Annotated in this window: 20 protein-coding genes and 1 tRNA gene; 8 read left to right on the forward strand and 13 right to left on the reverse strand. The window is 48.4% G+C overall.

Features of this window, described 5'->3' with window-relative positions; genetic code table 11:
* Window positions 1-9 precede the first annotated feature (9 nt).
* From KIS29_07765 to coxB, 4 genes are all read left to right on the forward strand, one after another.
* Window positions 10-1,812 (forward strand): cytochrome bc complex cytochrome b subunit, encoded by a 1,803-nt coding sequence (locus tag KIS29_07765; GenBank protein MBX8640214.1) that lies wholly within the window; start codon window positions 10-12, stop codon window positions 1,810-1,812.
* A 203-nt stretch (window positions 1,813-2,015) separates the two neighbouring features.
* Window positions 2,016-4,436, forward strand: coding sequence for a cbb3-type cytochrome c oxidase subunit I (locus KIS29_07770; protein MBX8640215.1), 2,421 nt, complete (start codon window positions 2,016-2,018; stop codon window positions 4,434-4,436).
* 11 nt (window positions 4,437-4,447) lie between these two features.
* Window positions 4,448-4,612: a hypothetical protein gene (locus KIS29_07775; GenBank protein ID MBX8640216.1), complete on the forward strand. Its 165-nt coding sequence runs from the start codon at window positions 4,448-4,450 to the stop codon at window positions 4,610-4,612.
* A gap of 20 nt (window positions 4,613-4,632) precedes the next feature.
* The gene (gene coxB / locus KIS29_07780; protein ID MBX8640217.1) at window positions 4,633-5,304 is read left to right on the forward strand and encodes a cytochrome c oxidase subunit II; all 672 of its coding nucleotides are present in this window, start codon (window positions 4,633-4,635) and stop codon (window positions 5,302-5,304) included.
* Between the two features lie 79 nt (window positions 5,305-5,383).
* Here coxB and KIS29_07785 read toward each other — a convergent pair whose 3' ends face one another.
* Window positions 5,384-5,956: a hypothetical protein gene (locus KIS29_07785; protein ID MBX8640218.1), complete on the reverse strand. Its 573-nt coding sequence runs from the start codon at window positions 5,954-5,956 to the stop codon at window positions 5,384-5,386.
* 179 nt (window positions 5,957-6,135) lie between these two features.
* Between KIS29_07785 and cyoE the strand changes: the two genes are divergently transcribed.
* Window positions 6,136-6,993, forward strand: a complete 858-nt coding sequence (gene cyoE / locus KIS29_07790) for a heme o synthase (protein MBX8640219.1) — start codon at window positions 6,136-6,138, stop codon at window positions 6,991-6,993.
* Between the two features lie 88 nt (window positions 6,994-7,081).
* Here the strand turns inward: cyoE and KIS29_07795 are convergent, their stop codons facing one another.
* The 5 genes from KIS29_07795 to KIS29_07815 form a co-directional block, all read right to left on the reverse strand.
* Window positions 7,082-8,689, reverse strand: coding sequence for a hypothetical protein (locus tag KIS29_07795; protein ID MBX8640220.1), 1,608 nt, complete (start codon window positions 8,687-8,689; stop codon window positions 7,082-7,084).
* A gap of 141 nt (window positions 8,690-8,830) precedes the next feature.
* Window positions 8,831-8,918, reverse strand: a tRNA-Leu gene (locus KIS29_07800).
* A 475-nt stretch (window positions 8,919-9,393) separates the two neighbouring features.
* Window positions 9,394-9,744, reverse strand: coding sequence for a hypothetical protein (locus KIS29_07805; protein ID MBX8640221.1), 351 nt, complete (start codon window positions 9,742-9,744; stop codon window positions 9,394-9,396).
* Entirely contained in the window at window positions 9,741-11,861 is a 2,121-nt protein-coding gene (locus tag KIS29_07810; GenBank protein ID MBX8640222.1) for a heavy metal translocating P-type ATPase, read from the reverse strand. The genes KIS29_07805 and KIS29_07810 overlap by 4 nt, the downstream gene beginning before the upstream one ends.
* A 26-nt stretch (window positions 11,862-11,887) precedes the next feature.
* Window positions 11,888-12,034, reverse strand: a complete 147-nt coding sequence (locus KIS29_07815) for a YHS domain-containing protein (GenBank protein MBX8640223.1) — start codon at window positions 12,032-12,034, stop codon at window positions 11,888-11,890.
* Window positions 12,035-12,186: 152 nt separating this feature from the next.
* Between KIS29_07815 and KIS29_07820 the strand changes: the two genes are divergently transcribed.
* A complete protein-coding gene (locus tag KIS29_07820) occupies window positions 12,187-12,783 on the forward strand; it encodes an AsnC family transcriptional regulator (GenBank protein ID MBX8640224.1) in 597 nt (198 codons plus the stop codon).
* A 145-nt stretch (window positions 12,784-12,928) separates the two neighbouring features.
* Here KIS29_07820 and KIS29_07825 read toward each other — a convergent pair whose 3' ends face one another.
* The 3 genes from KIS29_07825 to KIS29_07835 all read right to left on the reverse strand — a co-directional run bounded on the left by KIS29_07825 (window position 12,929) and on the right by KIS29_07835 (window position 17,650).
* A complete protein-coding gene (locus tag KIS29_07825; GenBank protein MBX8640225.1) occupies window positions 12,929-13,696 on the reverse strand; it encodes a glucose 1-dehydrogenase in 768 nt (255 codons plus the stop codon).
* 169 nt (window positions 13,697-13,865) lie between these two features.
* A complete protein-coding gene (locus KIS29_07830) occupies window positions 13,866-14,921 on the reverse strand; it encodes a prenyltransferase (protein ID MBX8640226.1) in 1,056 nt (351 codons plus the stop codon).
* Complete coding sequence (locus KIS29_07835) at window positions 14,918-17,650, reverse strand: GNAT family N-acetyltransferase (protein ID MBX8640227.1); 2,733 nt, start codon at window positions 17,648-17,650, stop codon at window positions 14,918-14,920. The genes KIS29_07830 and KIS29_07835 overlap by 4 nt, the downstream gene beginning before the upstream one ends.
* Window positions 17,651-18,043: 393 nt before the next feature.
* Between KIS29_07835 and KIS29_07840 the strand changes: the two genes are divergently transcribed.
* Window positions 18,044-19,138, forward strand: coding sequence for a hypothetical protein (locus tag KIS29_07840; protein ID MBX8640228.1), 1,095 nt, complete (start codon window positions 18,044-18,046; stop codon window positions 19,136-19,138).
* 45 nt (window positions 19,139-19,183) lie between these two features.
* Window positions 19,184-20,443: a hypothetical protein gene (locus KIS29_07845; protein MBX8640229.1), complete on the forward strand. Its 1,260-nt coding sequence runs from the start codon at window positions 19,184-19,186 to the stop codon at window positions 20,441-20,443.
* A gap of 576 nt (window positions 20,444-21,019) precedes the next feature.
* On the opposite strand, the gene KIS29_07850 is transcribed toward KIS29_07845, so the two are convergent.
* The 4 genes from KIS29_07850 to KIS29_07865 form a co-directional block, all read right to left on the reverse strand.
* Window positions 21,020-21,700: a hypothetical protein gene (locus KIS29_07850; protein ID MBX8640230.1), complete on the reverse strand. Its 681-nt coding sequence runs from the start codon at window positions 21,698-21,700 to the stop codon at window positions 21,020-21,022.
* 493 nt (window positions 21,701-22,193) lie between these two features.
* Window positions 22,194-22,418, reverse strand: coding sequence for an SHOCT domain-containing protein (locus KIS29_07855; protein MBX8640231.1), 225 nt, complete (start codon window positions 22,416-22,418; stop codon window positions 22,194-22,196).
* A gap of 257 nt (window positions 22,419-22,675) precedes the next feature.
* Window positions 22,676-23,260, reverse strand: a complete 585-nt coding sequence (locus KIS29_07860) for a hypothetical protein (GenBank protein MBX8640232.1) — start codon at window positions 23,258-23,260, stop codon at window positions 22,676-22,678.
* 902 nt (window positions 23,261-24,162) lie between these two features.
* A complete protein-coding gene (locus tag KIS29_07865) occupies window positions 24,163-25,905 on the reverse strand; it encodes a nitrite/sulfite reductase (protein ID MBX8640233.1) in 1,743 nt (580 codons plus the stop codon).
* Window positions 25,906-26,091 lie beyond the last annotated feature (186 nt).

The following is a 26,091-nucleotide window of genomic DNA, read 5'->3' on the forward strand; positions in this document are numbered from 1 at the left end:
TGGAATCTTATGGAACTGATGGATAAAATTTCGGAGAAGATCAAGGAGATTTCATCTAGGTTCTCGATGAAGTCAATTATCGACATAAATGAGCAGCCATTATTCAGAATGCCCAACTACATGTTTCGCCTGAAGTACTGGCTTGGAGCCATGGTTGGTGCCGCACTGATTTATGAAGTGATAAGCGGTCTTTTCCTTCTGCTGAATTATTACCCGTCCGATCCCTACAACCAGACAATATACATGATTTACCACATACCGTTCGGCGCTGCAATACTGTTTTCCCATCTCTATGGCGCATATGTAATGATTTTTCTCATCTACATACACATGTTTCGTAACTATTTTGACGGTGCATACAAGAAACCGAGGCAATTTCAGTGGGTTATCGGGATCATACTTTTTGCACTAACGCTTGCCACCGCATTCACAGGCTATTCACTGCCGGCCGACATACTCGGCATTGATGCGGACGACGTGGCGAGGGGAATTCTGGGATCCCTGCCTAGTGGTACAGCCCTTTCTTTCATCATATTCGGAAACGGACTTCCGATAAGCCAGTACACAAGGCTGCTTGGTTTCCACGTAATACTGACGGCCCTGATAGGCGCATTCTTTGCCATACACTTCATGCTCTTTGAGCAGAATGGAGTGATGCCTTCAGAAAAGGTCAAGGGAACCGTACCCGCAATTTATCCAAAAAAGGTATGGGAAAAATTCAATCCCTGGTGGCCAAGAAACTTTGTCTATACGCTTGCAGTAACGATGATGGTATGGGGGATTATCCTGCTCATACCAAATCTGCTGGCGAATGTCAACGGGGTTCCATTTTTATTCCAGCCTGCGCCTGCACCGCCTCCGTCAAGTCCTTCAGCTGCACAAATACCTGCTTACCCTCCATGGTTCTTTCTCTTCCTCTACAAGGTGCTTGATTTCAGCACACCGACAGGCGCATCATACAATCCTGCGGTGGCATCATTGCTTGCCGGACTGGTTCCAGCCCTTTTCCTCCTGGCACTGCCATGGTTGGACAGGTCTCGAGAAACGGCACCCCATAAAAGACCGTTGTGGATCGGCATAGGCATACTGCTCATAACATACCTGGTGCAGCTCAGCGTCTGGGCATATACAGCAGCAGGTGTCAGGGAGCCGTTTTCCACCCAGGTGGGCATCATGCTGCCTCCTCTGGTAATTGCCTTCGTTTCCATATACGGTATTCCGAAATTGCTCATGCTCGATCGCAGGAAACTGGAACTTACACCAAAAACTGCGGGACTGCTCATTGTGGTCGGCCTTACTCTCATCGGTACAATCGGTGCTGCTTTGTCCCAGCCTTCTGTTTACGCGCTTGGAATAATCATACCGATAGGACTCACTTTTATACTGTTTGCAAAGAGGGTTCTTGCCGAAAGACCCGACAGGGCAGTTGTCGTCAAGAGCGACGAAAGGAGAATGAACCCGAATGTCGCAATGGCCATAATGTTCATATTGTTTGTAATTGCGGCAGGAATTGTTTACTTCATGAGTTTCTTCCCGATCACCGGCTACGGAAGCACCTTCTGGGGAATGGGTACGGGCGTCATACTGCTCATTTTCAGTTATGCGCTTATCCTCTGGGATTATGTGGCTTACCCGCAGGAAGAGGACGAAATACCCCTTTCCATACTGCTGCGGGAAGCTGATGCTATTCATGATGCGAAGACTACAAGGACTGCTCCGTCGGTACGAAACCCTTCCATTTCTGTTTCGGTAAATACAACAGCAGGAGATAGGAGCTCAGCACCCAAGAAACTGGAGAACCCGGACAACTGAAAGTGGTTATGATTGTGTTTCCGGCCTGATTGTTTTCCTTGAAATGATCACATGCAATGAAGTAAACTGTGCATTGCAGACTAACCGGATCCTCTGTCGAAATTCACAAGGTATTTATGTTAAAGTTTGTTAGTCGTGCAGCAAAGACGGGTGGGCATATCGCGCCTGTCTGAATTAACAGCGCCGGAAGGGAGATCGGTAATTTGATGGGGCATTACACCGAAAATCCGTACTCGAACAAATTTGCCAAGTCAATAAAGAGATGGCTCTTCACGACGAATCACAAGGACGTGGGTATCCTTTATCTCATTACTTCCCTCGCGTTTTTCTTTGTGGGAGGTTCGTTCGCCCTGCTGATGAGAACACAGCTCTATTACCCGAACAACACATTTCTCAATGCATATTACTACAATCAGCTCGTGACTTCGCATGGACTGATAATGGTTTTCTGGTTCATCAGTGCCTTTGCTTTCGCTTTTGCCAATTATATTGTCCCCATACAGATTGGAGCAAAGGACATGGCTTTTCCACGACTGAACGCACTGAGCTACTGGCTCTACCTCTTTTCAGGCATACTGTTTCTTTCGGGCTTCTTCATGCCTGGCGGAACCATTGCAGGCGGGTGGACAATATACCAGCCGCTGAACCAGCTGAAATATTCTCCTCAGCTGGGCGAGGATGCCGCACTTTTCGGCCTTCTTCTTTTAAGCGTTTCTGTGATAGTGAGCACGATCAATTTTGCAGTCACCATCACCATGAAAAGGGCCAAGGGCTACGGCTGGCTCGATCTGCCCATGTTCACAATTTCAATCATGTTCACCATAATGATGATGTGGATGGCTTTTCCCGTATTCGCCACCGACATCGTGCTGCTGTTGATAAGCAGGACGGTTGGAGGCAGCATACTGCTGTCCGAGGCTGGCGGTGCCCTCCTGTGGCAGCATCTGTTCTGGTTTTTCGGGCATCCTGAGGTGTACATAGTATTCCTGCCGGCGCTTGGAATCATGTACGATGTCTCAAGCGTTTTTTCAGGTATGCCGATTTATACAAAGAAAGTGATGATTGCGACCTTCGCAGCTGAAACGCTGCTCAGTCTTACTGTCTATATGCATCACATGTTCATGACTGGAACGAATCTGTTCTGGCTTGACGTATCCAGCGTAAACACGCTTACAATCGGCATACCGGCGGGCGTGCTCGTCCTCGGTGAACTGACGACCAAGATCGACGGTACATTTCGCCCTGAAACGCCTGCACTCTTCACAGTCGGGGGGGTTATAGCATTCATCATCGGTGGGGCGACAGGCGTTTTCCTGTCATCCATAACGCTTGATTCCGGATTCAATGGAGGGTACTGGGTAATTGCGCATTTCCACTACATATTTGTCGGGACAATACTCTTCGGCATTTATTCCGGACTGTATTACTGGTTTCCCAAAATGTTCGGCAGGATGTACAGCGAGAAACTGGGGAAAATACATTTCGTCACGTCATTCATAGGACTGAATCTCCTCTATTTTCCCATGTTTGCCCTGTACAGCATGCCGCGAAGGTACTACACATATCCCGCGGGCCTTGGCTTTACCCTCCCTAATCAGCTCGCAACCATTGGCAGTTATCTTTTTGGCTTTGCGCAACTGATACTTGTGGTAAACTTAATATATTCATACAGGCACGGCGCCGTCGCCGGCGAGAATCCGTGGAATTCCTGGTCATACGAATGGCTGATCCCTTCACCGCCCCCTGAATTCAACTTTGAGGGGGGAACAAGGGTAAATGACGGCAGGCTGATGATACTTCCGCCTGAGCCAGGGGTTAAAGAGGTTCATACCGGGAGTCACCTGAGCCCGTGGCCTATAACACTGTCGCTCGGTGCCACCCTTTCGTTTCTCGGCCTCACGCTAGCAATCGGTGGTTTCGGGAATATTGTCTTAGCAGCAGGTCTTATGATTTTTACCATAGCCGTTTTCGGCTGGATGATAGACGACTATTATGACGCATTTCCTGTTGTTGAGAAGGACGGAAGCAGGGATAAGGAGACATGGCCGTTCAGCGGAATGGACAGCAGAAGAATGGGAATGTGGGTATTCATTACAGGCGATTTTTTTGTGTTCATGACACTCTTAACATCGACGATGTTTCTGAATCTTCAGATATCATTTTTCCACCTCGACCCGCCGTCTCCTGTAGAAAGCGCTTCAAATTTTGCAATTGCGGCTGCAGTTCTTATTGCGAGTATTTTCAGCATGTATGCTGCGGTATGGGGGGCAAGAAACAAGAAGAGAGATACAGTGCTGATGGGGCTCATCATGACACTGATATTTGCACTGATTTATGTCGGCACGGTGATGATGGACTGGGGGCAGCTGGCTTCAATAGGGGATGGCTTTGGTGCCATGGCTGCCAGCCCGTTACTTTCCGCGTTCTACAGCGCCGACTTTATACACTTGGCACACATAGTCGCTGCAATCGCGCTGCTCATTTACTTTTCAATAAAGGCAGTAAGCAGCCACTTCTACAGGACTGACGGTACAGCTCATTCAAGCCTTGCCTCATTCTTCTATTTCTGGGTCCTTATTGCATTGATGGGCATTGTGTTCACAGGAGTTTTCGCAATGGTATGAGGTGAAATTAATTGAGCAGCCAGGAGACAAATGAAGGAACGGCAGACAACGGAGATGAAAGGAAGGATGAACCATTTGTCGTTACAGACAACCTGGTGATATTCCTGCTTATACTGTTTACTCTCATGATAAGCGCGTGGTGGCTTTTGAACATGTACATGGGAAGATGGATTTGAACTGAAAAGGGACGATTGAAATGATAACGGAACAGATGATGCTGTCGTCGGGTGTATCGGTTACTTCGAATGTCTGGTATTCCATATTTTATCTCTACATGACTGTTGCAATCATTGCCAGCGCTTTCTTCATAGGCTGGATAATATACCTGGTCATTTCCACCAGAGAGAGACCAAGCAGGCATACACCCAGCCAGATACACCCCGGCATCATTCCATCGTCCACCAGAGGAAGGCCGAGAAATGTTGCATTTCTCATCTTATTCCTGATTGTCGTCTTTTTCGGGCTTTGGATATACCAGCTTCCGACTACAAACTTCATAAAACAGGCTCCCCAGAATGCAAAGAATGAGCTTGTAATTGATGTCTATGGACAGCAGTGGTTCTGGAGCTTCAGGTACCCCAACGGCTACAATGTGTCAAAATATGCAACCTTTCCGACAAATACAACCATCCTTTTCAGAGTTACCAGCCTTGATGTGATGCATGAATTTTCAGTGCCTGCATTCGAGATAAAAATAGATGCGTTTCCGGGTGTCTGGAACATCGCATGGACAAAGGTTTACCAGACAGGCAACTATACAGCATTCTGCACGGAACTCTGCGGTCTCGGACATGCCACGATGTGGGCCAAACTCAATTTCGTCAGTCCGTCACAGTATCAGGCCTGGATTGCCGCCCACAATCCCTGACCATGACGGATGCGATTGGATGCATGACAAGAAAACGGACTGATGAAAACACCGAACCCCGGGAAATACATTACGCCGGTTAGCGCAGAGTTCGGCGATCAGCCAGTAGTTTCCTCCAGCTGAGCAGGAGAAGGTAGAGTATTGCCGAATCAAATGTGAACGTGATATAGCCGTAGTCACCGGCAAGCACTGACAGGTATTCAAGAAAAGAGGATCTGTAGGCCAATTCCACGAACATGACGCCGAGGGTGCTGAGGGGGGAGAGAAACATGACAGCAGTAAGAAGAAGTATCCATAGAGCTGGATTCTTCCAGAGAATGACGTTGTTTTCCGGGACATCCGGTTTCAGGGCATTCCAGGCCGCCTGTGTGTCCTTGACCACAAGCGTTGTAATGAGCACTGAGAAAAAAGTATTTCCAAACAGCAGCATGAGTATGATGTGGCCGGTGGGAAACCATTCAATGCCGGAGTTATATACGGAAACAGGATTGTTAGCGTGAAAGAAAAAGAACGGATTCGGAGTCCCGGTCTGTTTAAGCAGAGGATAAACGCTAATCCTGTAGTAGAATATCATATTGTTTGATTCTGCAAAAAGCAGCCAGTACACAATGCCCAGTAGAAGTGTCAGTGCTGCGCTAACATATCTGCCCACTTTTATTTCACGAAGGCAACATAAGTCTACTTGACTTATTCTTTACCGCAATGGACGGAAAAACGGATTATTAATAGTGCAGCAGAGAACACTTACCACTTCGGGCGAAGTAGAAGGTTCCAGAGAGTATTTTAGTAAGTTGCAAATAGAGCGAACTCACGGGAAAAATATCAGACTACGTGGATCTGCTGAAGTTCAGGCTTATAACAGCAGAAATCATGCTTGCATCGGCCAGTCTTATTCTGGCGGCCGGGCCCTCATTGCAGCTGACAAAACTGCTGTACCTGATAGTTTTCGGTTACATGGGACTTGGCGGTTCTGCGGCCATAAACTCCTATCTTGACAGGGACATAGATGCGATAATGCCCAGGACTGCAGACAGACCCATACCATCAGGCAGGATAAGACCACGGAATGCCCTTACATTCGGCATTTCGCTGATAACACTCGCAATTGTACTCACATCGCTACTGCTAAACCCGCTCACTGCGGCAATTGTCGGAATAGGCTCATTCCTGTACATCGTATTCTACTCCATCTATCTTAAGCGACGGACTTCCATGGCTGTCGTATGGGGGGGACTTGCCGGCGCGATTCCTGCACTCGGTGGCTGGTCCGTCTATACGGAAAGCTACTGGATCATACCAATACTGATATTTCTTGTCGTCTTTTTCTGGCAACCTTCTCACTTCTGGAATCTTTCCATATATTATCGCGATGACTATATAGCGGCAAAAATCCCGGTCGGACCAGCAGTAAAAGAACAGTCCGTGATCACCGCCCGGTCACTGGCATTCAACATTGCCACTGTCTCTTTCACCTATCTGCTATATTTTGTTTCACATCTTTCAGTCGAATTTTTTGCAACAATAACAGTGATGAATGCATTTCTGCTTTATTTTTCAGTCAAAGGCATAGGTAACAACAGGAAAGAATTCTACAGGATTTCGTTCTTTTTCTCCGTGACGTATATCTTCATTTTCATCATTGCACTGGCGATATCCGGCATAATCCTGCCTCACAGCTATATTAACTGATTTTTCAGTCAAGGCAGGTGTTGGGTTCATGATTGAAAAACAGGTTACCGCCCGCAGGAGTTAAACAACGGAACGAATAGAGGGAGAATCAGGTCTTTTGACCCTGGCTCTTGGACAATTTAAACAGTGCATCTGACACGTCGGTCAGAGTGTGACCATGGCGGAAAGCGGCTATCAGTAACCCGATGAGTCGCACGTCGACCGAGCCGCAGTCGGATATTGCATCCAGAAATTTGTCGTGCCTGACCACATGTTTCGCGCGCGTGATATCATTTGCACTGGTTCCGGTAGGAGTGTAAAACTGCTTTGACCCGGTTTTAGCTTTTAGATGCTTCCCGCGCCTATGGGCAGCAAGAATATTCCGTTCAACAACCAGTTTTTCACCGGAGGATAACATATCCCTCAACTTTTCCGAGTTCTTCCGCACCGCCGAATACACGTCACCGGTTTCAACTGCAGTCTCAAAACTTCCCAAGTCCTGGAACTTCACCAGATAGGAACGTGCTGTTTTTTCAATATCGTTTGTCATGGATTCCACATAATAGGAGCCGCCTAGTGGATCTATGGTGTCCGTGACGCTGCACTCATTCGCGATTATTCGATGCATCATCAGGCCGCTAAGGATGTTCCTGCCTGCGGTATCGGTATAAGGTGTTCCTGCCCCGACAGCTATCCCCTGCGCCCCTCCAAGAACAGCCGCCATCGCCTGAATTGTTGAGCGCACCGAATTGATTTCGGTGTCCGAATCGGTGAGGAGTGATTTCAGGGGCCTTGCAATGAAACGGAATCGCAGCAGATCGTCATCCAGACCCGGGAATTGTGAACGGACTGAACTGTACCAGAGCCTCCGTGCCGCTCTGAACTTTGCAACCTCAAGTGGGAGATCCATTCCGGCACCTAGAACAAATGACAGCCTTTTGAGCAGTTCAGAAACATCTATGCCCGCGTTGTCCGCATGCTTCAGATAAGTGAGTGCAGATGCAACCACGAATGCAATCTCCTGCGCTTCACTTGAGCCTGATTCCCTCAGATTATAACCACTGATAGTCAATGGTGAAAAATCTGGTGCCTCATTCAGCAGATATTCAATAAGGGAAAGAGACATCCTGACTGAGAAATCTAACGGGAATCGCAGTCTACTGCTGCCGAACAGCGACGGAGCCTCAAATGCGTTGTTCTCTACAAAGCCTTTCATCTTACCAAGGCCTTTCCGTCCGGACAGCAAATATGACATATACATTGCCATTACCTGCGGTGCGGAATAGCCTGAATGAAAGCCTATTTTGCAGTTCGGACTCCTGACAGAATTGAGAAGATACCTGAAATCGCCTGCGGTTCGAATACGCAGGCCCGCGTAGTCCTCCCCGGTCCATTCAAACAGGGCAGGGCGTGTGGTTGCTGCATCCATCACAGGATCAAACGATAGCGAAAACGATGTCATACCGTTTGAGGCTAGTGTACCTATCTCTTTGCGCGCCCCCTCAAGATCCGGCGATTCGACGCACAAGAACAACTCCCATTCTTCTGTCCGAAACATTTCCGGTGTTATTCCGCGAAGATAAGGAGGCTGGCCCGGGAATGAGGCATCCCTCAGATAGTCGATATTCTCTGCATCTTCCTGACTGTAATATGGCTTAGCCCTGGGGGATGCCTTATCCGGCATTTCAGGCATTTTTGAATGTTTTACTTTTTTCATATAAACGCCGGAAGCACGTTTCACAGAAAACATAATGAAGCTCAGGGTTGAAATACTTTTCAAGCTGCCAGATGAATGAGTATCTGCACAATACGCTCATCAAGACTGCCAATGCAATGCAAACGCCTAAAGCCGATCGCGTGGTGCGAGGGCTCGGATTTGAACCGAGGAACTCCTTCGAGAACAGATCTTGAGTCTGCCGCCTTTGGCCATACTTGGCTACCCTCGCGCTGAGCGCCCCTATTCGTTTCGTGTTTTTAAGCGTTGCATGACGGATGTTCAAGCCAATCACCTCCCATTTTAGCGGGAGACATGTAACACTAATTCAAAAGTTCGGAGGTCGACAGCAAAGTTATCCGTTGTTTGCATGTTGGCATCGGACTGCGGAGGTGGGACATGCCCCCGTCTGTAATGTTTTGCGCAGCACGGGGTCTTCACTGAGACAGAAACACTGGAGTCGCCAATGAGCGATGCGTTACAGTTTCGCTCCCTGGACACTGCAGCGTGGACCTTCCCGGCCGCACTGGCAGGTTTCCTTTCATTGTTTACCTGCAGACTGTTTCAAATATACATCTCAGCAGAGATTCCGGTCTGGTGAGGCTACAGTCGCAAAAGAAGCGGTCTCCTTCCTCCAATCGGCATGCTGTGTAATTTCCGCAAGAAAGTGGGATGTGGCTCAGCATGATCGAACCATGAAAATGATATCAGTAATTTGGCGTAAGGCCTGATATCCTTATTCGGCCGAAAGGACCCGAATCCAGGTTTATTCGATCCCTGTTCTTCTGCGCCGAACTGTAAATCCTCTTATCGATATAGACTCTGACTCCGCTGCTGACTTCTACAGTTACAGTGCCCTGCGGGGGGTCATTGCCAGTCATGAAAAAAACTTTGAGTTTGCGGATAGGCTGGCACCAGTTATCTCTGCACGGTCCCTGAACCAGCTTCAGCAAAACAACCACTGGAACTGACTTGCCGTATTTTGCTTTCATCAAAGTCAGTAACCTTTCACTAAGTTCTACAACAGGGAATTCAGTCTCCTGTCCGCCGGATTTCATGCTGGTACCCCCGCTCCAGCCACATACATTCTTCCGGCAGGATTGAATCGGCGCAGCAGGATTGAATTGGAAACTACCGTTGTACTGCTGAATGCCATTGCGACCGCTGCAGCAATCGGCAGATAAGTGTACATACCAAGACCGAAGAAGGGAACCAAAACGCCTCCTGCAATCGGAATCAGAACGGTGTTATAGGCAAATGCCCAGAACAGATTCTGTTTTATCTTTGAAAATGTCTTTCTCCCAAGCCGCAAAGCAACGAGAACATCTCTGGGATCTCCCTTCATCAGCACAATTCCGCCTGTAGCCTTCGCAACGTCGGTTCCGGTACCAATCGCTATGCCGAGGTCTGCAGCAGCCAGGGAAGGCGCATCGTTCACACCGTCTCCGACCATGGCAACTATATGGCCGTCTTTTTGAAGGTCTCTGACAATCCGTTCCTTACCCTCTGGTTTAACGTTGGCAAAGAAGCGTTTTATACCGATCTCCTTTGCGACTTTTTCCGCTGTTGATGTGTTGTCGCCGGTGACCATTACTGCCTCGACCCCAATCTCAGACATCGATTTTATCAGTTCCATAGTTCCCGGCCTGATTCTGTCTTCCAGAGAAACGGCACCCAGGACCTTCTTTCCGGCTCCAAGCATTATGACAGTCCTCCCTTCTTGTTCCTCCGATTCGATGGCATTTTCATTGATCGGAGCGACTGCAGCATTCTGAAGCTTTAACATGTCTCTGTTTCCGGCCCAGTAAAGTACACCGTCCAGCCTTCCACGCAAACCGTATCCTGGTATCGCCTCAAATTCTGCAACGGTGGCCTGTACAGGCGATATGCGTCTCGACCCTGCATAATCGACTACGGCCCTGCCTACAGGATGTTCAGAAGATCTTTCAAGTGCCGCAAGAATGCCGATCACTTTTTCTTCACTTTCCTCATTGAGTGACAGAACACTGGAAACAGATGGTCTGCCCTCAGTGAGTGTACCTGTCTTATCGAATACAACAGTATCTACCTTTCTTGACATCTCCAGGGAATCCCCGCCCTTGTAGAGTATTCCGTTCTCGGCGCCCTTACCGGCTCCCACCATCAGGGCAGCAGGAGTGGCAATTCCAAGAGAGCAGGGACACGCTATGATTATGACAGAAACAAACGCGAGAACAGCCACTGTTACACCAGCGTTTCCAATGAAATACCATGATAACGAGGATATTACAGCCGCAACGGCTACAATGGGAACAAAATATGATGAAACCCTGTCCGCTATCCGCTGAATCGACGCTTTTCCTTCCCTGGCTTCGGTTACAAGTTCGACTATTTTTGCCAATGCGCTGTCGGAACCGACAGTTGTCGCTTTTTCCACAAAAGTACCAACAGTGTTGATAGTTCCTCCAACGACGGCGATGCCCGGCCTTATAACCACTGGTATGCTTTCTCCCGTTACCATTGACTGATCAACTTCACTTGACCCTTCAACCACAATCCCGTCGACAGGAATGCTTTCGCCCGGCCTGACTATTATGTTATCGCCGCTCTGTACCTCTTCGACGGGCGTCGGAATTTCCTGTCCGCCGCGTATTACTCTCGCAATTCTTGGCTGAAGATCAAGAAGTCTCCTAGTGGCCTCAGAAGCTTTGTCCTTCATCATTTCCTCCATCAGACTCCCTGTCCTGATCAGCGCGATTATGAGGGCTGACGTGTCGAAGTATACAACCAGTGATGATGCAAAAGGATTCATCAGGACCAGATACAGGCTGTAAAAAAATGCAACTGTGGTCCCTAAAGCAATGAGAGTATCCATGTTGGATGATCTGCTCTTAATTGCATCAGAGAATCCTCTGTAGAACTTCAGCCCCGGGACGAACTGGACGATACCCGCCATGACCGCTATTGCAATGAATACGCCCGAAAAATGGACAAAATAGCTCATCACGAAAATGGGAATGCCTAGTCCCCAGCTTAAACCTGTAAGGATTCTATTCTTTTTCCAACTTTTAGCGGGCGCATCGAATTGCTCTTTGCAGTCCGTGCTGCAGAAGTAATAAGAACGATCACCGACAATACTCTTCAGTTTAGCAGTATTCTCGTCAACATACATGCCACAAACTGGATCTTTTGCCATTCAGATATACCGCAACTAAACTGAGCTCAGTCTCTGACGAATTTGACAGGATTGGCATCGAAGGATCTTTTGCAGCTGTCAGAACAGAAGTAATACTTCCTGCCCTTGTATTCGGAACTGAACTTCGCGTTCTTTTCATCGACGCCCATGTTGCAGACTACGTCCTTTACCATTTTCATCACCGCTTTATTGAGATACCTTCCAATATATTAGATATTTCATTTAAGATTGTTAAGATATTACCTCAATCTGCGGATTATTGCTAGAAAAATCTGCGATTTACGCAAAAATTATATCTACCACTCCGTAATACTCAGATAATATAATGAAAAAAGACAAGCTTGTTCTTGACGAAGTGGATGCCACACTTATAAGGTCGTTGCAGGGAAATGCGAGACAGTCATTGAGGGCAATTTCCAGAAGAACTGGTTCTTCCGTTCCCACATTGAGCCTGAAATTGCAGAGATTGATGGAAACAGGCGCAATCAAGGGCTTCACCGCGGTGATAGATTCAGAGATGTTCGGATTCCACGATTACCTTGTGGAGATTGCACACAGACCCGGCGTAATGAAAGACCTGGAAAAATACGCCAGCGAGTTCTCTCATTGTGTCATAACACAGGATTCAAGGGTCGTCGGCATATTTTCAGGAAGAGAGAAAGATGTGGTTGCACTCTATTCCAAGATGTCGTCGATCAGGGGAGTGGAAAGAATAAGCATAACACCGACAGTTTCATATGAGACAAATACGATGAAACCCGAACTTGAAAGGGGGGCAAAAATAAACATACGCTGCTATTACTGCAAAGGGGAGATCGGTCCTTCGCCTGTTACAATCAGATCCGGCGGGAAGACAACGTATTTGTGCTGCAGCAGTTGCAAAAAGCTTTACGTTGAAAAGATTGCCGGGCTTAAGGGATAATCGTCCCGTCACCGTATGACACACCCGATGGAAGCGGCGGGGCATTGATGGACGCCAAACGGCTGACGCATAATCCGGGAGTAAATAGCGCTTCCGCAAATCCGTGTATTTAAATTGCGGTTTGTGCGGGAGCGCCTCCTGTTGTTTATCTTGCCGTATATCCTCCGTCTATTACAAGTTCCGAACCAGTCATGAACGCAGATTCATCCGAAAGAAGGAATGCAATACCATCTGCAATTTCGTCGCTTTTCCCTAGCCTGCCGATTGGATGCAGGCTCTTCAGCTGCTCATAAACAAGATTCCTGTTTCCCATGCTGTCAGCGAAGTTCTGAACCATAGGTGTGTCGATAAATCCAGGATGTACCGAGTTAACCCGTATGTTGTATTTTGCATAGAAAAGTGCGTCAGTCTTCGTCATCAAACGGACTGCACCCTTCGAAGCGTGGTATGGTGGTGCATCCTCGGCTCCCACGAGACCGTATATTGACGAGAGGTTGACGATAGAACCTGCCCTTTGCGAAATCATCTGAGGTATGGCATGTTTGGTGCAGAAAAATACACCCTTCACGTTCACAGCAAAAACACGATCCCAGTCTTTTTCATCTATTTCATGAGTTGGCTTGCTTACGCCTGAAATTCCGGCATTGTTGACCAGGCCGAATACGGGACCAAGCTCCCTGGCGACTTTGTCGAAGACGGAAGATACCTCCGACTCCCTGCTCACATCCAGATGATAGTATTTGGCTGAAAGACCCTTAGATATTAGTTCGTCGACGGCCTTATTGCCCTGCACATCACTGATATCACACATTGCGACCTTCGAACCCTCCTGTGCCAGTCTGACCGCAGCTGCTTTTCCTATGCCCATCGAAGCGCCTGTTACAACCATTACCCGATCTTTCAAGCCTTTCATATTGTGTCACCATTTGCTTTCACAGTTCGACTGATATTTAAAAGAACGCTGTGATATATTAAGCAATGAATGTTTATATAATCGCCCGTATGAGCACGGGAAATCACAGGGACAATGTGCCAGATGCTTTTTGCTTCAGTTCTTCCGCACACAGATTAATTGGGTGTTTCTAGAAAAAATGAACAGGGATACCCAGATTGGAGAGAAGCGGATATAGAAGCAGGCCCGCAATGTATAACCAGCCGAAGAGCTTTTCGTGCAGAAGCGCCTGGCGGTGATACCATAACGGCCATCCGACATAACCGGGCGGCGGTTCAGACGGCCTGCTCTTCCTTATCACACTAAATGATTTCAGGAGACTGCTGATGTTTATAAAAACCAGAAGAAGCGTGAAAGGCAGCAGAAGGAATATCGCGGAAATGGCGACTGTTGCGTACATCGCCACCATAGAGAAGAGGAGCATTGCCCGTGACCAGTATTCGCCCAGTCTTACCGGCAGAGTGCCTATGCCTTTCTTGCTGTCAAAGGGCATCTGGTCGATATGCTTGCCAATCAAAACAGACATAACACCAAGCCCGAACGGGACGCTTGCCAGAACAACCGAAAGATTGATTGTACCGGTAATTGCGTAGAATCCGCCTGCAATCATCAATGGTCCCCAGACAACGAAAGAGGAGATTTCTCCGAGGCCCATCATCTTGAGAGATACTGAAGAAACGTCATACAGCGCCAGAAAAATCACACCAGCCAGTATCAGTATAAACGCGCCTGTGCCTCTCAGGAGCAGAAAATAAGCAGCAATGGAAAGCAGAACCGCTGAAATAACGAACAATGTTACCACCATCTCCCCCATGCTCACGATTCCGTCAGCGATTGGATGGAGTGTGTACCTCCTTCGAGGAGAATCTGGTGAATCATGGCCGTACCTGAATCCGAAGTAATCGTTCAGAAGATTGCTCTCCGTGTGAAGCAGAACAAATGACAGCAGTATGAGCAAGAAATTCAGTAAGCTGAATGATTTGAAAATATAAGCCAGCAATCCGCTGATTACGGCCGCCTGAAATGATATTACCAGAATTGTGCTTCTCATTGAATAGAGCATTCTTGTAACAAAGTCGTTCGAAGTCTTTGAACTGCCTTTGTCGTAAAAACCTCGGAAGGCATTTGACCATGAAACCATCCTGTGCTTCACCCCATCCCGGGAAACTGGCGTATCCGCTTTCATGAAAATTGCTCGCCATCCCCGTCCGACAATGCTGGATTCCTCTTCATGCCGAAAATTCCATACCTTTCCACTTTCTGGATTCTAATACGTGTATCCACGATGCTTAATCCCTTGCCCTCGTCATGGACAATCACAGGGTTCATATCCATCTCAAATATCTCAGGCACATCTCTGACCAGAGAACCGATACGGACAATGAGATCGTTGAATGCACTGACATCCTTCTTTGTGTTTCCCCTGAATCCGGTCAACAGAGGATAAGATTTGAGAGAGCTTATCATGGAGAAGGCGTCGGAGTCGGAGATCGGAGGCAGCCTGATAGATATGTCCTTAAAAAGTTCTACCGAAGTGCCGCCGTAACCGCATGCAACTACGGGACCGAAAGTTCCGTCGTTTGTTACACCGACAAACATTTCCGTGCCCTCCGCTGCCATCGGCTGTATAAGGAAACCCGCTGTCTTTTTACCCTTCGATTCTATTTCACTCTTCATAATCTCCGCTTCCTGAGCGACTACAGACGCTTCGAGATTGACCCTGACACCGCCGACATCGCTTTTGTGTATAACCTCCGGGGAGATTATTTTAAGAGCGACTCTGCCTCCGAATTTATTTGCCGCCTGAGCTGCTTCTAATGGAGTCTTGCACTCAGCATACTCGGAGATTTCGATGTTATACGAAGATAGCAGCCTTCTAATTTCGTCTAGATTCAACCACTCTCTGCCTGCCGCAAGAGCAGAGGAGATGACAGATGCCACCTGATCTATCTTGCCGCCGGGGACAGGCGGGTAATTGCCTTTAGGTGATTTCTTCCATATTGCATATTCATTGACTTTGGCAAGCGCATTGACAGCCTCTTCGGGAAAATGGAACGACGGTATACGCCTCCTGTCTGATGAAAGAATATCAGCCACCCCTTTCGATGCTATGAAAACGCTGATAATAGTCGTTTCAGGATGGGCGGCGGCAGCCTCCAGAATGTGGCGGGAAACGTCCTCCGCCCTTACCATGATCGGAGGTACGAATATCACTATTACACTCCCGACCTTTTCTTCCTGACAGACTATGGAGATTGCCTTGAAATAATCCTCTGGAAGAGCACCGGCACTCATATCCACGGGATTGCGTATCGAGGCAAGGGGAGAAAGGGAGGAACGGAGTTTTTCTGTCGTATCTGTAGAAAAACTGACAACTTCGAGACCCGACAGTTCGCATGCATCCGCCGCCAGGATCCCTGCACCTCCTGCATTTGTGACAATAGCGACTCCCTTGCTTTTCGGAAGAGGCTGTGTCGAGAGTATCGATGCAATGTCGAACACTTCTCCCAGCGTCTCGGCACGCAGGACACCCGTCTGCCTGAACAGGGTATCCACGGTGATATCAGAACCGGAGACAATCGAACCCGTATGACTGAGGGCAGCTCTGGAACCAGCCCTGCTTCTACCGCTCTTTACAGCAACGATGGGTTTTGAGAGCGAGACCTTTCTGGCAATAGAAGCGAATTTCCTCGGATTGCCAAATGATTCCAGATACATCAAAATTACGGCCGTTCTGTCGTCATGTGCCCAGAATTCAAGAAGATCGTTCCCTGAGATGTCAGCCTTGTTTCCGGTCGAGATGAATTGAGAAAGACCAAGACCAAGACTGTTCATTTCTGCCATTACTGCGATGCCGAGTGCTCCCGACTGCGAAAAGAAACCGATGTTGCCCGGTGAAACATGAATCGGTGCGAACTGTGCGTTCAGGCTCACTGCGGGATCTGAATTCAGGTAACCCATACAATTGGGTCCTATGAGTCGGACACCATGATCAAGACATAGCCTGTAAAGTTCCTCCTGCATTTTTTTGCCATTTTCAGTGCCCATTTCAGCAAAACCCGACGAAATCACCACTATTGTTTTGACACCTTTGGAAAAGCTCTGGAGTGCGACATCCCTCACGTATTTTGCCGGAACTGCGATTATGGCTACGTCAAGATCGACAGGGCAGTCTGAAACTGTCCTGTAAGAATGCATCGCCTGTACGGATTCATATTCATTGTTTACAGGATAAACCACCCCTGTGAAACCTCCCTCAACTATGTTTCGGAGCAGTTGCCATCCGATTGTTCCCTTCTTTGTTGAAGCGCCGACAACAGCAATGCGTTTTGCCTCAAAGAGAGCTTTCAATGCATTGCGTGCAGAAACCATCTCCATAGTTTCGAAAATGCGCCTGCTCTCTTCCGTGTTTGAGGGCGAAAATCGAATATCAATGACACCCGCATTTATGCTCAGCTTATATGGATAGCCAAGCTTTTCAATCAATTTGAGTAGAGTGGTATTGTCCGGAAGCACTGATGCCGTTACCTCACTGAATCCTTGTTCATTGGCATAGGAGATAGCTGCCTGTACAAGAATTGTGCCTATCCCTCTTCCCGCATATTTATCAGAGACGACAACATAAATTCTCCCTTGTCTGGAACCATCGGTGATTTCTGGAATAAGCAGCACGTGGCCAGCTACAACCTCTTCCCTGATGGCTATGAAGGCGATCTCGCCTTTCTCCGCCGGTATGAGGCTGACGATCAACTCATCTGCAGAACTGAATTTATCGAAGAACCGCTGCTTGAATGATTCTGCGGAGAGGGTGGAAACAAAAGCCGAAAGTCTCTGCCTGTCGGAAGGTGTAACATGTTTGACTTCAATCAGCGAACCGTCCTTCAAAGACGCTGTGAATAAATGTTCTCCGGACATACAAATGACACTCCTTGTATATGGTGGGAATGGATGACGTATTACTAAGGTATTCCTGACAGAGAGATAGAGTGAACTCTCATGAACCCAGGGGATTGTGATTGTTGATTGAAAGTCGATACGACATGAGGGAACGCCGATAAGGCATGCTCAAACATTGATAAACACTGCACGACGATCTCTCCGCCAAGATGAAACAGTCCAAATACATTCGATCTATGATTCATTACCGAAAGGTAATCGGTGTGAAATCGACTGGTGCACAGGGAAAATCCAGTTCGTCTCCTTTTATTCGTATTATACGTACTGTAATGAAGAAGGATAGAAATCGCCTCGCCGATTTTCGTTGAATCGGAACAGCATGACAGAAGAAGTCCAACGAAAGGTGAGAAGATGACTACCGTGCAGGAGACTGAATCAAAACAGAAGACAGAAATGGGTTATGAACACATGACGCTCAAAAGGAGCGGGCTGATACTTGCGAGGATTTCCGCAATAGCGTTCGGTATACTGTGGGCGTGGGACGGATATTTCAAGTTTGCAATGAACCTCTACGTCTACATGCCTGCTGCCATACAGAGTGCGGGTGTAGGCCAGCCCGCGTATCTCAGCGGATGGTTTTCATTCTGGTACCATCTGGTGGCATGGGATCCGATGCTCTTCACCTGGTCTGTCGGCGTGATGGAACTGCTTCTCGCATTCGCGCTGATCCTCGGATTTGCCAGAAAACTCGCATATTTCGGCGGCATAGCCCTGTCGCTGATTATTTGGACTGTTCCTGAAGGGTTCGGCGGACCGTACGGTGCGGGTTCGCTCGTGCTCGGGGCAGCGCATGTCTACGCGATAGCCTTCCTTGTCCTCATAGCGCTCAATGCGACATTTGGTCCTGACATATACACGCTTGACGCCCATATCAGCCGGAAGTACGCGTCCTGGCGCAGGATTGCGGAGATAAGGTCAAACGGAGGTGCGTCACCAAACTGGTTCGGCAGGAACTCAATGAAACTCAGCAGATTCGCAGCGATACTCTTCGGTCTCGTATTCGCGGGCGAGACGTATCTTGTGTTCGCATACAACACACCGTCGACGATTGTTTCTGCAATAAAGGGCGCTGCATCGGGACAGCCGGCATACATCAGCGGATGGTACTCATTCTGGATTTCACAGGTCACGGCCGCACCTGCATTCTACTACTACCTGATAGGTGCTGTCGAGCTGCTGCTGGCATTCTCGCTGCTCATGGGCTTCGCCAGGAAGGCCGGTTATATCGGCGGCATGATATACGCACTGATGGAATGGGCGACGCTCAAGGCGTTCGGCGGACCCATATCCGCCGGCTACACCGATGCCGGGCAGGTGATAACGGCCATAGTGTTCCTGATATTCCTGGCACTCAATGCGGCGCACGGAACAGATCCATACACACTGGATGCCAGGATTGAGAAGAAGTTCCCGTTCTGGCGCAGGGTTGCAGAGATGGCAAAGTGAGCAGCTGCCGGAACTGAAACCATATTCGCAATGTGCGGTGGTCAGATGAGGAGGAACGCCGAAGGCATTATCTGTGCCTGGACAGGCGGCGGCCACCGCACCGCTTTACTCCATCCGTCGCCAGCCGGCAGCGATGCCGGACGGCACGGGAAACGACATGTATGCGGTAATGCCATCTCGCATCACGGAGAATGGTACAATGCAGCAGAGGGGTTCGATTTGGAAAGGGAGTTGAGACGCCTTCAGCGCCTCGGAACAGCGAGTCTCGGCATATCGATACCCAAGGAGTGGGCGAAGGCGAGGGGGTTCAGGGCAGGAAGCCTGCTGAACTTGACGATGTCCGATGACGGCAACATAGTGATAAGCCCGTCCGAAGCCGGGGTGCCGGCATTCCCCGCGGACTGCACCATACATGCCGACAGCTGCCCGGATGCGAAGCTGATACTGAGAACCATCATAGGCTGCTACGTTGTCGGCTACAGCACGATAAGGGTTGTTTCGAGCGAGGAACTCACGGGAGAACAGAACGAGAACGTGAGGCTCGCTGTGGAAATGCTCACGGGTGTCACAGTCGTTGAACAGAGCGACAGACACATTCTCCTGGAGATCATGATACAGCCCCCGAACTACCCGATGATGTCTATGATCAGGAGACTCTATTCGCTGTCCTCCCTCATGGTGGAGAGGACGCTCGACAGCATGTTTAGCCCGGAGACGAAGACGCATACCGAAATACTGAGGATGGAGTCGGATGTTGACAGGCTTTACAGGCTGATCCTGCGCCTTCTGCTGCTGAGCGCACGTGACAGGGATCTTGCCAGGCAGATAGGAATAACGGACATGCGCCATCTGCTCGGGGACAGGGCAATTTCCGCCAGCCTCGAATTCGTCGGCGATCTCTGCGAAGAGCTTGTTCTTGAGTTCGCCGAGGTTCCGCCTCAGAAAGAGTATGAGCACATCATGCATGGAAAAGTTGGAAAACTCTCGGCCATGTTTCATGAGCTGTCAACCAGCGCCTCCTCCTGCCTCTTTGAACACGACCTGAATGCTGCATCACAGGCGCTTGACAGCGTACTGCTGCTTGAAAGGGAGTGCTGGTCAGGCATGAAGACGATACGTGGCAGTGAAATGAAGAGGGGGAGCGCTGCGGCATCTGTGGGAAAGGACGAGACGTGCCGCTATTCCCTGCTCTTCAGCAGCATCAGGAACATAGCCAAGGAATATGAGCTGCTTGTGCAGGTAATGATGAACAGGTTCATCGAGGCACCAAATCCGAAATTTCCCTATCTTGAGATCGGGAAGTGAAAGAACGAAGGTAACCCGGGTCCGCCTTTCCTCCGGTTTGCATATTGTTATTGTTTGTTTTCCTGTTCAGGATTGAACATCCCTTTACAACAGTAACGCTGTCCTATCTTTCCATCATATTTCGTGTCACCTGCCGAATGATAAGGGTCCGTGTCCCGTTAATCTGCATAGCGGCAACGCCGCCACACGGACACACCAGATTTGACAAGGGGACAGAAGATGCGCATATGTTCACTTTACCTGGACAGTCTTCCAGGCATGTTCGAGGCATAAGCGAAAAATAGCCAATAAGATGGGATTCGAAATGAGAGCGCGAATCGCCACTGCAGACAAATCGCTTTGCACATTATAGGTGTAACGACGCATCATGTGTTCGGAGGCGGAAAGCGGAAACAAGACTGGCAGATGTGACGGGCCCGAAGTCCTGAAGAGCATATACATTCTACCTGAAGCACCCCCAGACAATATACGGAAGTCACCCTCGGCGAAGGAGAAGTCATGTACACCTCATAGGCAGAGTCCGGCATATTCTAACGCTTCATAGATCAAAACTGTGTAAATGGACCCGAAGCAGTTTCAGCTCACAACAACCGTACCCATCATCCACCCTGGAGTAGCTGTAGAGCCTCCCCATCCCGTTGGCCCTGAACCACATGCCGCCTCGCACTGCCACACATACACTGCAGAATGATAGAAGATGAAGGACGCCTGAACGATTGATAGAGGTCCCACCGGTATGTTAAGTATCACGGGATTTCCGAGGGTTCTTCCTGCTATCACGGTGAATGTGTGAGAAATGTCGTTGGCTGGAACAGAGGATGACTGTATGCCGCCGGAGATCTGAATGCCATTCTGAACCAAACTGGAATTGACATTCTGGATGTTGAATGTTGAAATTTTATCTCCCAGTGTGCCGGAGACAACGGCATAGTTTCCATTTGGATTGAGAGGACTCGTCGCATTGTCCAGATTTATTATCGTGAGAACAATGAGGCGATTTGCGGGAAACGCAAGATTGGCCGATGAATACAGATTTCCGCGATGAAGAACGAAATAGGCATCCTGATAACCCACACTTGAATTATACCAGTTCTTTGGGGTCACGAGAAGTGTCAGGTGGAAAGGGACACCGGCAACGTTCTGTTCAGGGGACGCATTATAATATTTTGTCAGGAGGTATGGCATGGCTGCAATTGATAAACCGCTGATCAGGACGAGGGCAACTATCACAACCTCAGCCCGTTTAGATTTGTTCATGCTGCTACACTCCCGCAGCAACATTGACTATATTCAGGCACTTGCATGCTGATCACCGATAATGTTAAAGTATTGATCATGGACTTTGCATAATAACTGACCGTCAATACAATAATTACAATATGCATGTCGACAGGGTGAAAGATGATACTGCCTGCCCCGAAAATGCGTTCAGATGGCGATAAATCCGGCGACTTCTGAGATAACACGTTGCAAGCCGTGCAGGAATCACTAGCTGATGCTATTCATTAGAGACGATGGAAATCATGGCATGATGATCGTTTGGCAGACAGCCTGGTATGTACTATAGGCAGAGGCAAGATGGCGAGATGCGACTTGGCACAACCTGCATAGGCGCTTGTGCTGTCAGGGCGATACTTCCCATGCAACCTGGAGGATGCTTCGTACATCACTGTCCTGTTATGCAGATCTGATATTTGCACACCCGATTTGCGTTTCGTATGCAATTCCTGTCGTCTCACGCGTCATGCTTTCACCTCTTCGAAAGATCTTCCCTCATCTGCAGATACTGCTCCCTCGTTATGTCCCCCTTCGCATACTTTTCATCCAGTATCTCTCTGGCTCTGTCTTGACCTCCCCCAGCCTGCGGCCCGCCGGAGTAATAGTGATGAACCTCATGAGGCCCGTTTGCAATCCTGATTATCCAGTATATGAAAAGGAACAGCAGGAGCAGTGGAATCACCATGAAGACGGCCATGAGAGGATATGCATAGGTCGTCATCATGCTGTAACCATACGGATAGCCGTATGTGGTTCTGCCATATCCTGCCAGGAAATAACTGGCGGCTGCTCCAGCAACGATCACCACCGCTATCAACACTATCACAAGCCAGAAAACACGTTCGAATTCGTTCTTCTCTTCCATTTAATCACCAGAGACCCTATTGGCTGAAATTGGATATCAATCCGACCTGAAATTGATTGAAATGAGTTTCAAATCAATTGCTGCAGACATCATTTCGACTGTTTTCTGACGACAATCAAATTTGTCGATCCGTGTCTGACCCTGTCAACCAGTCCCATGCGCTGAAGCCTGTCGAGTATCCTGGTAACCTTCGACCTCGAGTATCTGTCCTGGTTCACAATATTTCTCTGCAATATGGAACCGCCTGCAGAGAGTATCATCTCATAAACATCCCTCTCATTTGCGTCAAGAAAATCTGTTATGTTTCTGTACTCCGCATCAGTATCACTGGATGTGCCTGTTGATGCGGACCCAGATCCGGCTTCACACATAGACTGATTCGCGCCGGCTGCCCTGATATATCTGACGTTCGAAAGCGCCTTTTTCAGAAAATAACCCGAAGCTATTGCAAGCACTAGTGCTACAATCGTTTCAATGACAAGGAATGTATACAGCAACGGATACCCGTTCCACGCTCCCAGCTCGGAATATGTCATCCTCAGAATGATCAGAAACATGGAGTTCATGACCAGGAATATCACAGAAAAAGCGAATGCAACCACGCTGACAGCAATGCTCACAATCGTAGGATTCAGGTTCTGCCCGTCCTTCTTGTCGGCACCTTCAGTATACACCTTCACACCTAGGGATGGTTTCCAATCTGGCCAATTGCTGTATGAGTAATAATTTTTTGGGCCTTGCACAAGCACTTTAGCCCCGCACTACACATAGAATATTCATGCCTCCTGATGATGGTCGGACTGCCCTATAAAAGTCCTCACTGTCCGTTCTGCGGCCATTGATTATTGACTCAGCCAGCACCGGAATGCCCGTGTGTGTAAGCCTCTACAGCACTTTTAGATTCATCCACGGACATCACGTCGTCGGCCAGGAGGATCGTGTCCAACTTACAGTTCAGGCCGGCGAACGAACAGAACATCTCAATGCCTTCAGCGCTTGCCGCGTTCGAAACATGCCTCCACTATCTTCATTCTCACGCCATTGCTGCGATGACCTCCCTTAAGGCGCGTGCATCCGGATATTGCTACTGGCACATATGGAGTAACATGCAGGACGGGGATTTAGGCGTGATACGGATACCGTTGTATAGTGTCACCCGAGAAAGAGCGTGCATAAGTATGCATCTGGGAAAATCTGGCTAAGAGGAGAATAGGTGCAGCTGTTAGTGATGCACTTGTTCCGGCACAGTTACGAGCACTCTAACAGCTGCAGATTGAGTCCGGAAACATGTCGTTAAAGAATACTCGGATATATCATTGAAATGGCTACTGGGATACTGCCCGGCAGAAATTGCGTGAATCCTTCTCCATGCTACTACCGCGACATACACGGAATGTGATTTACTTGTGGCAGAAAAATTAACTGTGTTGCTCACACCGGTTAGGCCGCGGTGTTAAGTAACCTATTTTCTATGAATTTATTCTCATTTACCGGTTTGTCTTAACTCCATCTGACGGAATGATATGGTTTTGTATTGCGTTTTCACATGCCATTCTCAACAAATTCGTTTGTCAGTTTATGGCGCGCATTCCCCCTTTGCAGTCACAGGCCTGTATCTTATCAGAGAGTCCCAGTCTAGTTGTACCGGCATGGTGCCGAATCGCTGGTTGACGAATTCATCCAGTCTTAGCCTGAGAGATTCGAAACCTTCCATATCTTTCTTCCTCAACCTGGAAATCCAGTTGTTGAATGACTCTTCAGTTCCAGATTCGCCGACATATATATTGAGAAGCGCGACGACTGCATCGGGAACCAGTCTGGCGGGTACTCTGAGAAGAGGAGTTCCAAATTCAGTTTTCTCATCGCCACTTCCACCGACCAGCATTGCATAGGATGGGACCCATCCCTCCCTGAGTTTAACAGCGCATCCCACAAGTCCAATTGATGCTATCGGATGTTGCCCGCAAGAATTCGGACATCCACTTACCTTGATGGTCACATTCCTCAATTTGCGGTTCATATCGAATCTTTCTTCAAACAGTCTTTTCTGCAATTCTCTGGTTAGCATCCTGGAGTTGGTGAGCGCGAGATTGCACGAAGTCGTTCCGGTGCAGCCGACTGCCGCTGTCACGGTGCATGCACCTCCCTTGTCCAGATGCGATTCATGCAGCTGATCAAAGAGCGGCGCAACATCGCTACCGGAAACAAATCTCAATGCCAGTGTCTGGTTTGGCGTAAGAATTCCAACGTTTTCTTTGGAGAATCTGGCCGTTATCGTGCTCAATATACGTAGTTGCTGAGGAGCAAAGTCTCCTGCGTTTACCAATACATAGACCATATAAAAATTTCTCTGCTTCTGTGTAACTACATTTCCTGAAAACCACCTTTCATAATCCTGTCCCTGTTTGGGCTTAAGTTCATCGCCCACAGCAAAACTACCCGTGTTCCCGTCAATACTGAATGAGAATCCCTTCAAAGTACTCCTTTCTTCAAAGACGAGCCGTCTGAATTCAGCAAATCCCAGGTCCCTAAGCAGATAACGCAGTCTGTTTCTGTACATATGGACTCGATCGCCTTTTCGGTCGAATACCTTTATGATGGCCGCACATGTGGAAAGGAGACGATCAATTGGAGTGAATTCTTCTAGCGGCTCAGCAACATATGGCTTGGAACCCAGTCCTCCGCCAACAAATATCCTAAAGCCCATGGAATTCATTCCGCCCACACTGTTTAGGGCAGCCACAATACCTATATCAGCAATGGACACACCGGACCAGTGGTCAGGGCAGCATGCTAGATTGATCTTGAATTTCCTTGGCAGATTCTGGTTGAGCGGATTCCTTAGAAAGAAATCTGAAAGCGCCCTTGCATACGGTGAAATGTCAAATGGTTCCTTCACACAAATGCCGGCAAGGTGCGAGCACACGACATTCCTGACAGAATTGTAACATGCTTCCCGGGAAGTCAGACCGGCTTTTCTCATCTCCTTCAGAATATCGACGACATTCTCGGTTTTCGCCCAGTGCAGCTGAATGTCCTGCCTTGTAGTGAAGTGTATGGTCTTCAACCGGAATGTCTCTGCGATATCTGCGACGGCCTCCAGCTGTTCGGGCGTGATCCTGCCTGCAGGCAGTCTTATTCTTATCATGAAATAACCGGTAGACAAACGCTCGGAATAGATGCCGTTCTGAAGTCGGATTCTCCGCAGATCTTCAGGTTCCCTGCCCTTCATATATTCGCTGAGCTTATTTGCAAGTTCCCGCAGTTCTTCATCTGTAATTGCGTTTGAGGCATGCGTGTCAATCCCTGAATTCAGCATAGTGCCAGTACATATTGTTTTTGTTATAACAAAACGTATCATTGTACATATCACGGACGCCATCATCCGCACAGGGGGAATACACAGACACAGGTAGATTGAAGACGATGAAATAACCCGCCATAACCAGGGAAGGCGGAAGGCATCTCTTCAAACTTTTAGGGAGGTCGAGTCCGGATATGGTGC

The organism is Candidatus Sysuiplasma jiujiangense (assembly GCA_019721075.1).
Lineage (GTDB): Archaea > Thermoplasmatota > Thermoplasmata > Sysuiplasmatales > Sysuiplasmataceae > Sysuiplasma > Sysuiplasma jiujiangense.

Coding starts and splice junctions, on each gene's coding strand:
- KIS29_07825 (MBX8640225.1), bottom strand. CDS start 13,696: ATGAAAGGCTTGAAAGATCGGGTAATGGTTGTAACAGGCGCTTCGATG.
- KIS29_07845 (MBX8640229.1), top strand. CDS start 19,184: ATGAGGAGGAACGCCGAAGGCATTATCTGTGCCTGGACAGGCGGCGGC.
- coxB (MBX8640217.1), top strand. CDS start 4,633: ATGATAACGGAACAGATGATGCTGTCGTCGGGTGTATCGGTTACTTCG.
- KIS29_07810 (MBX8640222.1), bottom strand. CDS start 11,861: ATGGCAAAAGATCCAGTTTGTGGCATGTATGTTGACGAGAATACTGCT.
- KIS29_07820 (MBX8640224.1), top strand. CDS start 12,187: ATGAAAAAAGACAAGCTTGTTCTTGACGAAGTGGATGCCACACTTATA.
- KIS29_07805 (MBX8640221.1), bottom strand. CDS start 9,744: ATGAAATCCGGCGGACAGGAGACTGAATTCCCTGTTGTAGAACTTAGT.
- KIS29_07795 (MBX8640220.1), bottom strand. CDS start 8,689: ATGAAAAAAGTAAAACATTCAAAAATGCCTGAAATGCCGGATAAGGCA.
- KIS29_07765 (MBX8640214.1), top strand. CDS start 10: ATGGAACTGATGGATAAAATTTCGGAGAAGATCAAGGAGATTTCATCT.
- KIS29_07830 (MBX8640226.1), bottom strand. CDS start 14,921: ATGAAAGCGGATACGCCAGTTTCCCGGGATGGGGTGAAGCACAGGATG.
- KIS29_07815 (MBX8640223.1), bottom strand. CDS start 12,034: ATGGTAAAGGACGTAGTCTGCAACATGGGCGTCGATGAAAAGAACGCG.
- KIS29_07855 (MBX8640231.1), bottom strand. CDS start 22,418: ATGGCCGTCTTCATGGTGATTCCACTGCTCCTGCTGTTCCTTTTCATA.
- KIS29_07865 (MBX8640233.1), bottom strand. CDS start 25,905: ATGCTGAATTCAGGGATTGACACGCATGCCTCAAACGCAATTACAGAT.
- KIS29_07835 (MBX8640227.1), bottom strand. CDS start 17,650: ATGTCCGGAGAACATTTATTCACAGCGTCTTTGAAGGACGGTTCGCTG.
- KIS29_07850 (MBX8640230.1), bottom strand. CDS start 21,700: ATGAACAAATCTAAACGGGCTGAGGTTGTGATAGTTGCCCTCGTCCTG.
- KIS29_07840 (MBX8640228.1), top strand. CDS start 18,044: ATGACTACCGTGCAGGAGACTGAATCAAAACAGAAGACAGAAATGGGT.